General features: G+C 75.2%; 9 protein-coding genes. 4 read left to right on the top strand and 5 right to left on the bottom strand.

What is annotated here, in order from left to right; all coding sequences use genetic code 11:
- Positions 1–8: 8 nt before the first annotated feature.
- Both J2S41_RS25275 and J2S41_RS25270 read right to left on the bottom strand, forming a co-directional pair.
- Positions 9–1,004, bottom strand: coding sequence for an aldo/keto reductase family protein (locus J2S41_RS25275; RefSeq protein ID WP_310371116.1), 996 nt, complete (start codon positions 1,002–1,004; stop codon positions 9–11).
- A gap of 104 nt (positions 1,005–1,108) precedes the next feature.
- Positions 1,109–7,129 carry a WG repeat-containing protein gene (locus J2S41_RS25270; RefSeq protein ID WP_310371114.1) on the bottom strand — a complete coding sequence of 2,007 codons (6,021 nt, stop codon included), beginning with the start codon at positions 7,127–7,129 and terminating at the stop codon, positions 1,109–1,111.
- A 183-nt stretch (positions 7,130–7,312) separates the two neighbouring features.
- On the opposite strand from J2S41_RS25270, the gene J2S41_RS25265 reads away from it, so the two are divergent.
- Genes J2S41_RS25265 through J2S41_RS25255 form a run of 3 tightly spaced genes read left to right on the top strand, consistent with a single transcriptional unit; the run spans position 7,313 to position 9,919 of the window.
- Complete coding sequence (locus J2S41_RS25265) at positions 7,313–8,161, top strand: ABC transporter permease (RefSeq protein WP_310371113.1); 849 nt, start codon at positions 7,313–7,315, stop codon at positions 8,159–8,161.
- Complete coding sequence (locus J2S41_RS25260) at positions 8,154–8,966, top strand: ABC transporter permease (protein ID WP_374728162.1); 813 nt, start codon at positions 8,154–8,156, stop codon at positions 8,964–8,966. Before J2S41_RS25265 ends, J2S41_RS25260 begins: the two co-directional genes overlap by 8 nt.
- A complete protein-coding gene (locus J2S41_RS25255) occupies positions 8,963–9,919 on the top strand; it encodes an ABC transporter ATP-binding protein (protein WP_310371112.1) in 957 nt (318 codons plus the stop codon). The genes J2S41_RS25260 and J2S41_RS25255 overlap by 4 nt, the downstream gene beginning before the upstream one ends.
- Before the next feature lie 187 nt (positions 9,920–10,106).
- Here J2S41_RS25255 and J2S41_RS25250 read toward each other — a convergent pair whose 3' ends face one another.
- Together J2S41_RS25250 and J2S41_RS25245 are read right to left on the bottom strand one after the other, a co-directional pair.
- A complete protein-coding gene (locus tag J2S41_RS25250) occupies positions 10,107–10,415 on the bottom strand; it encodes an AzlD domain-containing protein (RefSeq protein ID WP_310371110.1) in 309 nt (102 codons plus the stop codon).
- Positions 10,409–11,218 (bottom strand): AzlC family ABC transporter permease, encoded by an 810-nt coding sequence (locus tag J2S41_RS25245; RefSeq protein ID WP_310371108.1) that lies wholly within the window; start codon positions 11,216–11,218, stop codon positions 10,409–10,411. The genes J2S41_RS25250 and J2S41_RS25245 overlap by 7 nt, the downstream gene beginning before the upstream one ends.
- A gap of 53 nt (positions 11,219–11,271) precedes the next feature.
- On the opposite strand from J2S41_RS25245, the gene J2S41_RS25240 reads away from it, so the two are divergent.
- Positions 11,272–11,832 (top strand): helix-turn-helix domain-containing protein, encoded by a 561-nt coding sequence (locus J2S41_RS25240; RefSeq protein WP_310371106.1) that lies wholly within the window; start codon positions 11,272–11,274, stop codon positions 11,830–11,832.
- A 7-nt stretch (positions 11,833–11,839) separates the two neighbouring features.
- Here the strand turns inward: J2S41_RS25240 and J2S41_RS25235 are convergent, their stop codons facing one another.
- Positions 11,840–12,448 (bottom strand): DUF3043 domain-containing protein, encoded by a 609-nt coding sequence (locus tag J2S41_RS25235; protein WP_310371105.1) that lies wholly within the window; start codon positions 12,446–12,448, stop codon positions 11,840–11,842.
- Positions 12,449–12,469 lie beyond the last annotated feature (21 nt).

Raw genomic sequence — 12,469 nt, 5'->3', positions numbered from 1 at the left:
TGGAGGTCCTACGGCCGCTCGGCCGGGGACTGGGTCTTGGCCGGGTCGCGCTCGGGCAGCTCGCCGAGCACCTCGTCGATCTGCTTGAGCAGGTCGTCCTCCAGCCGTACGCCGGCGGCCTTGGCGTTGTCGTGCACCTGCTCGGGGCGGGACGCGCCGACGATCGCGCTCGCCACGTTCCGGTTCTGCAGCACCCAGGCGAGCGCGAGCTGCGCCATGCTCAGCCCGGCCGACTCGGCCAGCGGCTTGAGACGCTGCACGGCGGAGAGCACGTCGTCGCGCATGAATCGCGCGATCGTCTTCGATCCGGACTCGTCCGTGGCCCGGGAGCCGGCCGGCGGCTGCTCGCCCGGCAGATACTTGCCGGTCAGCACGCCCTGCGCGATCGGCGAGAACACGATCTGGCTGATGCCCAGCTCCTGCGACGCCGGCACCACCTGGCCCTCGATGATCCGGTGCAGCGCGGAGTACTGCGGCTGGTTCGACACCAGGGCGATCTTCAGCTCCTTGGCCAGCGCGTGACCGGCGCGCAGCTGGTCCGCGGTCCACTCGGAGACGCCGATGTAGTGCGCCTTGCCGGAGTGGACCACGTCCGCGAACGCGGACATCGTCTCCTCCAGCGGCGTGTGGTGGTCGTACCGGTGCGCCTGGTAGACGTCGACGTGGTCGGTCTGCAGCCGGCGCAGCGAGGCCTCGATCGACTCGCGGATGTGCTTGCGGGACAGGCCGCTCTCGTTCCGGCCCGGTCCGGTGCGCCAGTAGACCTTCGTCAGGATCTCCACGCTCTCCCGGCGTACGCCCTTCAGCGCGCGGCCGAGCACCTCCTCCGCGCGCCCGCCCGCGTAGACGTCCGCGGTGTCGAACGTGCTGATGCCCACGTCCAGCGCGGCACGCACGCAGGCGACCGCCGCCTCCTCCTCCACCTGGGAGCCGTGGGTGATCCAGTTGCCGTACGAGATCTCACTGACCAGCAGGCCGGAACGGCCGAGGTGACGAAATTCCATGCGCCGACACTACCCAGTTTTCTCAGCCGCCCTTGGGGTTCGGCACCTATGGTGAGGAGGCCGGCCCGGTTCGCCGTCCGCTTTTCCGGGCCGGTCCTCCACGTCTAGAGGACCGGCTTCGTGTCCGCGAGCAGCCGGTCGATCTCGTCCATCACGTCCGCCCGGGACGCGTGCACCGGGTCGATCAACGGCTCGCCGCGGCGGTCGACCGCGCCCCACCGCCCGGTGCCCGCGCCGGCGCCGATCAGGAACGCCACCGGATGGATCACCATCGCCGGGTACGTCGGCGGCACCACCACGGTGCCGGACCGGTCCACCACGCCCTTGCGCCCGTTCAGGTCAACGATCGCCAGGCCCTCGTCGGTGAAGCCGTCCACGTACCGCCCGTCGGTCAGCGCGGTCGCGAACCCGCTGTACTGCGTCGGCACCACCACGCGCCCGGACGTGTCCACCGCGCCCCAGCCGCTCTTCCGCCGCACCGCCGCGATCCCCCGCCGGAACGGGCGCACGTCCTCGTACGGCTGGCCGATCACCACCGCGTTCGACTTGTCGATCGCCACCCAGCCGCCGTTGCCGTCCCGGGAGACCCAGGCCAGGCCGTCCGAGAACGAACCCACGCCGTAGTAGCCCGCGTCCGCCGGGATCAGCAGCTCGCCGGACTCGTCGATCAGCTCCCAGTGCTGGGCCTCCGGCCGGCGCACCCACGCCACACCGTCCCGGAACGGCTGCACGTCCGCGTAGCTCGGCGCGATCGCCGGCTCACCGTCCTCATCGGAGTAACCCCAGCGCTGCACGCGCTCGGAGAACATCGGCTGCGGCGGCCGGTGCACCTGGAGGATCTCGTCCTCGGTGCGCGGGTACGGGCCCCAGCCGTTCGCCGCCACCTTCGCGAACACGGCGTCCAGCGCCAGCTCGGTGCGCGAGATCAGGTCCGGGTCCTCGACCTTGCGCAGCTCCAGCGCGCGCTCGAAGTGGTGCAGCGCCTCCATGAACCGGCCCTGGTCGTACGCGGACCGCCCGGCGTGCTCGTGCATGGTGGCGCGCAGCCGATCCGGCAGCTCCGACGAGTTCGCCTCCGCGAACAGCCGGTCCGCCTCGATGAAGTCGCCGCGCCATTGGAGCACGTGCGCCAGCCGCGCCTGCGCGATCGCGATCCGGCGGAAGTGCCCGGTCAGCTCCGCGTGCTCCAACCCCATCCGGCCGTCGTGCAGCGCCGGGCCGAGATCGCCGAGAATCCTGCTGACCACCGCGCGGAGGCTCAGCAGCCGCGCCCGGGTGGCGTTGTCGGTGGCGCCGGCCAGCTTCTCGGTGAGGCGCTCGCGTACCTGCCGCAGTTCGTCCGGGTCGTCGACCAGTTCGCGCAGCGTCTCGTGATGGAACCGCCAGGCGTACGTGGCCAGTACCTGCTCCGGATCGGCCGGCCGCTGCGGCTCCTCCTCGACCGGAGCCTCGTCCGCCGCCCGCTCCTCGGCCCCGGGAGTGTCCTCGGCGTCGCCGGCGGCCGCGTCCTCCGGCGCGTCCGGGGTGACGATCGGGGTGATCATCGTGGGGGCGCGCAGCGCGGTGGCCGCACCGGCGGCCGGGCCGGCCGGGCCGGGCAGGACCGTGTCCGGGCTGGCGGTGACGGCGGCTTCCTCGCCGGGCTCCTCGGCGCCCTCCTCCGGCGTGCCGGCGGTCTCCGGCTCGGCCGGCGTCGTCTCTGCCGTCTCGGGTGCCGGCGGCCGCTCCTGCGGCTCGTCGGTCTCGGTGGGCTTGGTGGACGACCCGAACCAGCCGGAGTCGGCGCGGGGCGGCGCGCCCTGCTTCTCCGCGAGGTCGTCCGTGGGTGCCGGCACCGAGCGAGTCCCGGCGCCGCTCGCCGTCAGCAGCTCACCGAGCGAAGGCCGATCATGATCGGGTACGGCGGGCGCCGCGGCCGGCGCCTCCTCCGGCGCCCGCTCACGCTGGGTGGGCTGCTGCGGGTAGTGGTCGTACGGCGACGGCTCCAGCGGCGGCGGCTGCACCGACCCGCCCGGCGGCCGATATCCGGCCTCGTCCCGCTCCGGCGCCTCCTGGTAGGGCGCGGCGCTGACCGGGCGATCCCGGTCGGCCCCGCCCTGCTGTCCGCGCTCGGGCGCGGGAGGCTGCTCCGGCTGCTGGTCGCGCTCGTCCGGCCGCTGACCCGGCCGGACCGGAACGTCCGGCCGGGCCTGCGGGAGGGTCGCGCTGACACCGGCCTGCGCCTCCGGCAGGTCCGCCACGGCCTCGCCGCGTGGGTCGGCCGCGGCTTGGCCGCGCGGGTCCGCTGCGGCTTGGCCGCGCGGGTCGGTTGTGGCTTGGCCGCGGGGTTCGGCTGTGGCGGCTTGGCCGCGTGGGTCGGTTGTGGCCTGGCCGCGTGGATCGGCCGCGGTTTGGCCGCGGGGTTCGGCTGTGGCGGCTTGGCCGCGTGGGTCGGCCGCGGCTTGGCCGCGTGGGTCGGTTGTGGCCTGGCCGCGCGGATCGGCGGGCGCGCCGCTGATCGGCCGGACCGGCTCCTGGCCCGTCTCCGGCCGTCCCTGGCCGTAGGGGGTGCCGCTGACCGGCCGGGTCGCCCCGGGCGCCCACTCCTGCCCGTAGGGCGCGCCGCTGACCGGGTGCTGCGCCTCCCGGCCAGCCTCCGGACGCTGCGGCTCCTGCGGCGCCCGGGGGACGGGCTGAGCCGCTCCCGGAGCCCACTCCTGCCCGCGCGGCGGCCCGGCGGCCGGCCGCTGCGGCTCCGGCGCCGGACCCGGTCGCGCCGGACCGTAGGGAGCACCACTCGTTGGCGCGGACGCGCCCGGCGCCCACTCGTGCCCATAGGGCACGCCACTGACCGGCCGCCCCGGCGCCCCGCCGGCCGGCCGCGTCGCGTCGGCGTCGCCGGAGGCGGGCCGCGCCCGGTCGGACGGCACGCCGCTGACCGGCCGCACCGGTCCGCCCTGCTGCCCACCGGCGTAGGGAGAGCCGCTGACCGGCCGCACCGGCCCGCCCTGCTGCCCACCGGCGTAGGGAGAGCCGCTGACCGGCCGCGCCGCCTCGGGACCGCGGTTGAGCGGCTGCGTCTGCTCCGACGGCACCTCGCCGACCGGCCGGACCGGCCCACCGCCCGGCTGGGGGCGGTCGTAGGGTGTCGCGCTGACCGGCCGGGCCGGGTCGATGTCGCGGCCGATGGGCGGTGTGCGGTCCGCGGGGATGCCGCTGACCGGTGCGCCGGTCGGCCGAGGGCGGTCGTAGGGCGTGGCGCTGACCGGCCGGGCCGGGTCGATGTCGCGGCCGATGGGCGGTGTGCGGTCCGCGGGGATGCCGCTGACCGGTGCGCCGGTCGGCCGGGAGATCGGCTGGGTCGTCTCGAAGGCGGCGCCGAGCGGCTGCGTCTGGTCGGACGGCGCGCCGCTGACCGGCCGCGTCGCGTCGGACGGGTCTGCGCCGAGGCGGCGCGTCTGCTCCGAGGCGTCCTGCCACGCCGGGTCGGCCGGGCCACCACGGTACGCGGCGGCCGGGCTGATCGGCCGGTCCTGCGGGCCCCACGGTTCGCCGGACGACGGCCGTCCCGGACGCGGCGGCGCGGCCGGCGGCGGCGTCGAAGCACCACCGCGGGCCGGCTCGGCGACCGTACGCCCGGGTACACCCGGACGGGCGTGACCGCCGGAGCGCTCGGGACCGCCCGCGTAGCCGGGACGCTGCGGCACATCGGGACGGGCGTGACCGCCGGAGCGCTCGGGACCGTCCGCGTAACCAGGACGCGGCGGGGCCATCGGCGGGGCGGCGGAGGCGGCGGGCGCCATCGGCGGCACGGCCGGGCGACCGCGGTCACGCGGGTCCGCGTCCGGCACGTCGCGGCGCGGATATCCGGACCGCTCCGCGTCGAAGCGGGCGGCCGGATCGGCCGCGGCCGGTGCGTACCGCGCCGGATCGCCAGCGCGGCGTGCGGGCTCGCCCGGCATCTCCGGCTCGGCACGCGGCGGCCGCGGCTCGTCGCGCACGTCTCCGGCCGCCGGGCCCCACGCCGCGGCCGCGGGCTCCTGCTCCCACGGGCGGTCCTGGTCGCGCCGGATCGGTACGACCGGCGCCGGCGGCTCCGCACGGCGCACGGGCTCGTCCGCGCGCGCCGGCACGGCCCGCTGACCGGGCTTGATCCAGGTCCGCTCGCCGCGCCGCGCCTGGTCGCCACCGGCGGCCGGCTCGACCGGACGGTCCGGCTGCTCCTGCCGCCGAGGGGCACCGGAGCGCCCGTCGTCGGGCTGCTCCCGGCGGGCCGGGTCGGCATCGCGTACCGGTGGACGTCCCTGCTGGTCCGGGCGGTCCCCCGGGACACGGCCCGGCTCGTCACGCCGGGCGGCCGGCAGGTCGCGCTCGTCGACGTCGGCGTCCGCGGGCAGCGGCTCGCCCCAGTTCTGCACCACCTCGCGGCGGCGCCACGGCTGGTCGCCGCGGGGTGCGTCGCGCCGGCCGCCGCGGGCCTGCTGCCAGTCGGCGGCCTGGTCCCAGCCGGGCCGGCGGCCACGGTCGGGCCCGCCGGCCTGCGCGGCCGGGCGTACGTCCCCGGGCGCGTCGTCCGGCCGGCGGGCAGGGCGACGCGGACGGCCGGGGTCGCCCGTCCGCCACTCCTGCTCCGAGGGCCGCCCACCGCCGTAACGGCCACCATCCCGGCCACGGCCGCGCGGGTCGTCCCGCGGGTCGCGCCCGTGCTGATCGGCGTCGTCCCGTGGGTCGGCGCCCCGCCGCGGCCGGTCCCGCGGGTCGACGTCACGCGGGTCCGGACCGTCCGGGTCCACGCCGCGGCCGTTCCGCTCCCACCGGTCCGCCTCGCGCGGGTCCAGATCGCGTCCGCCGCGCTCGCGGGGGTCGAAGTCGCGCGGGTCACCGCCACGGCCGTTCCGCTCACGCGGGTCGGCGTCGCGCGGGTCCAGGTCGCGTGGGTCCAGGTCGCGCGGGTCCAGGTTGCGCGGGTCCAGGTCGCGCGGGTCCAGGTCGCGCGGGTCCAGGTCGCGCGGGTCGGCATCGCGCCCGCCGCGATCGCGCGGGCCGAGGTCACGTGGGGCCCCACCGCGGCCGTTCCGCTCACGCGGGTCCACGTCGCGCGGGTCCGGATCGCGGGGATCGACACCTCGCGCCCGGCGCTCACGCGGGTCAAGATCGCGCGGATCGAGGCCGCGCGGATCGAGGCCGCGTGCCTCCAGGTCGCGCGGGTCCAGGTCACGCCGGTCCATGCCCCGCCCGCCGCGCTCACGCGGCTCCGCGCCTCGGCCGCCCCGCTCGCGGGGGTCGAAGTCGCGCGGGTCGGCGCCGCGCCCGCCCCGCTCACGCGGGTCGAGATCGCGCGGGTCGGCGCCGCGCCCGCCCCGCTCACGCGGGTCGAGATCGCGCGGGTCGAGATCACGCGGGTCGAGATCACGCGGATCCACCCGGCGGCCGGCCCGCTCGCGCGGGTCGAAGTCGCGCGGGTCGGCACCGCGCCCGCCACGCTCGCGCGGATCACCCCCGCGCCCACCGCGCTCGCGCGGATCACCCCCGCGCCCGCCCCGCTCCCGCGGATCGGCGTCGCGGGGATCGAGATCGCGGTCCCGCGGGTCGCGCCGCGGCCGAGGGTCGGCGTCCCGCGGATCGAACCCGTCCTCGTCGAGGTCGAGATCGAGATCCAGGTCGCGCGGCCCTCCGCCGCGCCCGTTCCGCCCCCGCGGATCACGCGCCCGCGGGTCGTAGTCGAAGTCGGCCCGCTGCCCGGCCCCGGCCCGCCCGCGCCCGCGCGGCTCCTCGTCCTCGGCCGCCCCACGGCCGTACACCCGGACGTCATGCCCACCCGCGCGCCCGCGCGGTGGATCGTCCAGGAAGTGGTCTTCCTCGTAGTCGAAGCCGTTGGCGGCCGCCCGGCGTCCCGGCGCCGGTGGTCGCGCCCGCCCCGAGGCCGGCCGGGACGGCCGTCCGTTGATCGGCGGGGGAACGGGCGTGGCACCGTCCGGGTCGGGCCGTACGGACGAGCGGTACACCGCGCTGCTGCGCGCCTGCACGGTCTGGCCGGGGTCGCCCGGGTACTTCTGCCCCCCGGGGACCTCCATCCACTCGTCGGTGATCTCCACCGCCCAGGCGGGCAGCTGTGAACCGCGACGGTCCTTACGTTCCGGCGCCACGGTTCACCCCATCTCGTTGTGCCAGGCGGCGGCGGACTGTGACGCGTGCCAGCGGAAACGCTGACGGGCGTCGCATATTCACGCCGGCTCACCTCATGGGAAATCTATCGCTGGGCAGCCGTGAACCCCGGGTAGAGTCACCCGGCTCGGCGCAGCGGAGTCCGCGGAAAGGAGGGTAACGGCGTGGGCTTGTTCGACGCCACCGTGCGCACCATCCCGCATCAAAAATTCGTCGGACAAATCACGACATTCTGGATTATCGCGGTATCAGGGTTTCGTCGCTACGCCACCTATCGTCAGGCCACGGTCGCCGGAACGTTCACCAACACGATCTTCGGCTTCCTCCGCTGCTACCTCTTCCTGGCCGTCGCCGGTGGCGCGGTGGTCGGCGGCTACACGCCGGAGCAACTGGCCACGTTCGTCTGGGTCGCCCAGGGACTGCTGGCGGTGGTGCTGCTCTGGGGCCCGCCCGAGCTGGCCGACCGCATCCGCACCGGCGAGGTGGTCAGCGATCTGCTGCGCCCGATCGACCCGGTGCACAGCATGCTCGCCGCCGACCTGGGCCGGGCCTGGCACGCGGTGCTGACCCGGTGCGTACCACCCGTACTCGTCGGCATGCTCTTCTTCGACCTCTATCTTCCGGTTCGGTGGCACACGCCGCCGCTGTTCGCCGTCTCCGTCGTGCTCGCCGTGGTGATCACGTTCTGCTGCCGGTTCCTGGTCAACTGCACCGCCTACTGGCTGCTCGACGTGCGCGGCCCGATCTCGCTCTGGACGCTCGGCTCCGGCGTGGTGGCCGGCCTCTACTTCCCGCTGCGCTTCCTGCCGGAGCCCGCGCTGCTCTCGCTCTGGCTGCTCACGCCGCTGCCCAGCCTGTTCCAGGCGCCGCTGGACGTGCTGGTGGAGCGGGACGCCACGCCTGTCCAGTTCGGCATCGTCGCGCTCCAGGGACTCTGGGCGGCGATCATGCTGCTGCTCTGCCGGGTGGTGCAGCGCCGGGCCGAGCGGCGGCTGGTGATCCAGGGTGGGTGAGTTCCGCGCCCGGCTCGGCGGGCACCTGCACCTGCTGCGCGCGCAGGCCCGCGCGCAGGCCTCGTACCGGATGTCCTTCGCGATCGACCTGGCCACCAACGTGTCCGCCACCGTGCTGGACGTGGCCACGGTGATCGTGCTGTTCACGGTCACGGACCTGGTCGGCGGGTTCCGGCTGGAGGAGTCGCTGGTGATGGCCGGGCTCGGGCTGTGCGCGTTCAACCTGGCCGACCTCACGGTCGGCAACATCGAGCGAATCCGGCTGTACGTGCGGACCGGCCTGATGGACGCGGTACTGGTCCGCCCGCTCGGCCCGCTCGGTCAGTTGCTCGCCATGGACCTGCCGCTGCGCAAGGTGTCCCGGTTCCTGTTCGCCGCCGCCGTGCTGGCGGTCGCGCTCCTCCGGGCGGACGTCGACTGGACGCCGGCCCGCGTGGCGTTCGCGCTCGTCGCCCCGCTCGCCGGCGCGGTGTTCTTCGGCGCGATCTTCGTCGGTACCGCGTCCGTGGCGTTCTGGTGGATCGAGTCCGGCGAGGTCGGCAACGCGTTCACCTACGGCGGGCGCGACTTCACCAGCTACCCCGTCACGGTCTACGACGGCTGGTTCCGGCGCGTCTTCGCGTACGGCCTCGGCTTCGCGTTCGTCGCCTACCAACCGGCGCTGGCCCTGCTCGGCCGCGCCGACCCGCTCGGCCTGCCCGCCTGGGCCGGATGGGCCGCCCCGCTGGTCTGTGTCCCGGCCGCGCTCGTCGCCGGCCTGGTCTGGCGCACCGGCGTCCGCCACTATCGGAGTACCGGATCATGACAGTCATCGAGGCCCGCGACCTCAGCAAGACCTTCACCGTCTCGGTCAAGAAGGGCCGGTTCCGCCGCGAGCGCCGGGAGACCGCCGCGGTGGCCGGCGTCGACCTGACCGTGGCGCGCGGCGAGACGGTCGGCTACATCGGCCCGAACGGTGCCGGCAAGTCCACCACGCTCAAGATGATGACCGGCGTGCTGATGCCGTCCGGCGGCCACGTCACGGTCTGCGGCCTGGTCCCGGTCCGCCAGCGCATCCGGCTCGCGCTGCGCATCGGCGTGGTCTTCGGCCAGCGCTCCCAGCTGTGGTGGGACCTGCCGCTGCGCGAGTCCTTCGACCTGCTCCGGCACGTCTACCGGGTGCCGCCCGGCGACCACGCCGCCCGCCTGGCCCGCTGCCGCGCCATGCTGGAACTCGACGAGTTCCTGGACACGCCGGTCCGGCAGCTCTCGCTCGGCCAGCGCATGCGCGGCGAGCTCACCGCCGCGCTGCTGCACGGCCCCGAGGTGCTGTTCCTGGACGAGCCCACGATCGGCCTGGACGTGGTCAGCAAGCAGGCCGTCCGCGCGTTCCTGACCGAACTGGGCCGGCGCGGCGACACCACCGTGATGCTCACCACGCACGACCTGGCGGACATCGAGCGCCTCTGCCGCAGGCTCGTCGTCATCGATCACGGCCGGGTCGTCCACGACGGCACCCTCGACGCGCTGCACGCCCGCTTCGACTCCCGCCGCCGCGTCGTCGTCGACCTGGACGAGCCCCCGGCCACCCCGATCCCGGTCACCGGCGCCGACCTCGACGACACGGCCCTGGACGGCCGCCGCCTCACCTACCGCCTGACCACCGCCACCGCCGGAGACCTCGTCATCCAGATCGCCAGGGCCGCCCCCGTCCGCGACATCTCGGTCCTCGAACCGGAGATCGAGGACGTCATCGCCCGCCTCTACAAGAACCCATAAAAACGGATATTCCCGCTCCCGGCGCGGTGCGACCCGCATGCTCCCGCGGGCCAACCGCGCCGCCGGCCTCATCTCCGCTAGCGCTCCGTTCGCCCGCCGCGACGGAGCCGGTCCCGCCGTTCAAGACCACCCGGTCCGGCCCCGCGGTCAGGTGCGATCGCGCGTCAGGCGGCCCCGGGCGACCCGCTCAGGGCACGCCGAGCAGGCGGAGGCACGCGGTGGTCGCGGCGGCGGCGACGACCACCACGACGAACGGCACGCGGCGCCACGCCAGCAGCACGCCGACCAGCACCCCGGCCGGCCGGGCCACACCGGCGAGGGCGCCTCCCTCGGTCAGCGCCGCCGTGGCGGCGAGCGCACCGAGCAGCGCGGACGCGGCCAGCGGAAGCACCACCCGGACGCGTTCCGGCAGCTCCAGCCGGTCATGCAACATCACGCCCAGGAGCCGGAACGCGTAGGTGCCCACCGCCAGCCCGACGATCACGGCGATCACCATGCCGCCTCCTCCGCGTCCGCCGCGCGGCCCCCGGCCGCCGGTGCCCCGCCGTCCGCCGCCGGTGTTTCGCGCTGTGCCGCTGGTGTGCCGTCCCGAGTCGCCGGCTCGTCGGCCGAAGACCGGCCGGCCGCGTCGGGGGTTGCCGGGCGGCGGCGGGGGATGGCCAGGACGAGCAGGCCGCCCAGGGCGAGCAGCACCGGGAGCCCGGCCGGCAGCAGTGGCGTGGTGAGCACGGCGAGGGCCGCGCCGGCCAGGGTCACCTCGCGTGTCGCGCGGTCCCGCAGGGACGGCAGGATCAATGCGATCAGCCCCGCCGGGAACGCCGCGTCCAGGCCGAGCACGGCCGGGTCGCCCACGGCGGAGCCCAGCGCGAGGCCGGCCAGCGTGCCGAGGTTCCAGCAGACGAAGAGGAGCGCGCCGGTGGCCCAGAACGCGACCCGGCGTTCGCGCGGGTCGGTGCGGGCGAGGGCGAACGCGACCGACTCGTCGATGACGAGGTGGCTGCCGAGCAGCCGCTGCCATCGGCGGGGGCCGACCGCGTCCGCGACCGCCAGGCCGAACGGCAGGTGGCGGGCGTTGATCAGCAGGCCGCCGAAGAGCGCGGCCAGCGGGTTTCCGGCGGCGAGCAGCCCTACCGCCATGAACTGGGCGCCGCCCGCGAAGATGAACACCGACATGAGCACCACCGACCAGGGCGGCAGGCCGCTTCCGGCCGCGATCGCGCCGAACGAGATCGCCACCGCGCCGGTCGCCACCGCGATCGCGAACGCGTCCCGCAGGATCGTTCGATTTACTGAACGCACACCATGAAATATCGAACGTACCGTCGAGTATGTCAAATCGAACGAAGGGTCCGATGAAACGAACGCCTGAGCCGCCGATCGCCGTCATCGCGGCCGCCCTGAAGCGGGAACGGGAACGCGCCGGCCTCTCGCTGGCCGAGGTGGCCCGCCGGGCCGGCGTGGCCAAGTCCACGCTCTCGCAGCTGGAGGCGGGCAGCGGCAACCCCAGCGTGGAGACGCTCTGGTCGCTGGGCAACGCGCTGGACGTCCCGCTGAGCAGGTTGATCGAGCCGCCCACGCCGAAGGTGCGGGTGGTCCGCGCGGGGGAGAACCCGCGGGTGACGTCCGACCAGGCGTTCTACACCGGTTCGCTGCTCACCGCCGGTGACGGCCGCGCGCGCCGGGACGTCTACATCATCGAGTCCGAGCCCGGCGCGGTACGGCGCGCGGAACCCCACCTGCCCGGCACGGTCGAGCACGCGATCGTGGCGTCCGGCCGGGTGCGGATCGGCCCGGCGGACGAGCCGGTGGAGCTCGGCCCGGGCGACTACGTGTCCTACCCGGGCGACGCACCGCACGTCTACGAAGGGCTGGAGCCCGGCAGCTGGGCGGTCCTGATCATGGAGCACCCATGATCAGGACTCAGTACTTCTCGCCGACCGCGACCGCGGGCATCGGCACCCGCATGCGGCGGAAGCTCAGCGAGCGGGAGATGCCGTAGAAGTAGAGCGAGCCCATCCGCTCCGTGGTCTTCGGGAAGCGCTCGCGCACCACCTTCTTGATCCGGCGGCTGATCAGGATGCTGTCCACGATCACGGCGAGCGCGAGCGCCAGCCACAGCACGTTCGCGATGGCCTGCACCCGGGCGTCCGGCACGCTGGCGCCGATCAGCACCACGAACGCGCCACCCAGGAAGAACGACCCGACGGTGCGCCGCGAGTCGACCACGTTGCGGACGAGCACGCGCTCCGGCCCGCGGTCCCGCGGCCCGCCCTCGCGGCGGAACCGCTCGGACTCCCGCTGCCGCGCGAGCCGGCGCTGCTCCTTCGCCTCCTCCTTGGTCAGCGGCGTCCGGCTGACCGCGGCACCGCCGGGGCGGCGCTGGGTGCTCGGCCGCTTCGGCGTCGCCACACCCAGCTCACGCTTGCTCGGGGTGTGACCCCGGGTGGCGGTGGTCACGTCCTCGGACGTCTCGACCTCGGAGACCTGGTCCTCGACGAGATCGGTGGACTTGCGACGAAACAGCGGCACGTGGCAAGGGTAGCCAAGAGA

The sequence above is a fragment of the Catenuloplanes atrovinosus genome (assembly GCF_031458235.1).
In the GTDB taxonomy this organism is placed as follows: Bacteria; Actinomycetota; Actinomycetes; order Mycobacteriales; family Micromonosporaceae; genus Catenuloplanes; species Catenuloplanes atrovinosus.
Note: the sequence above shows the minus strand (reverse complement) of the source record. Positions and strands in the feature narration are given on the sequence as shown.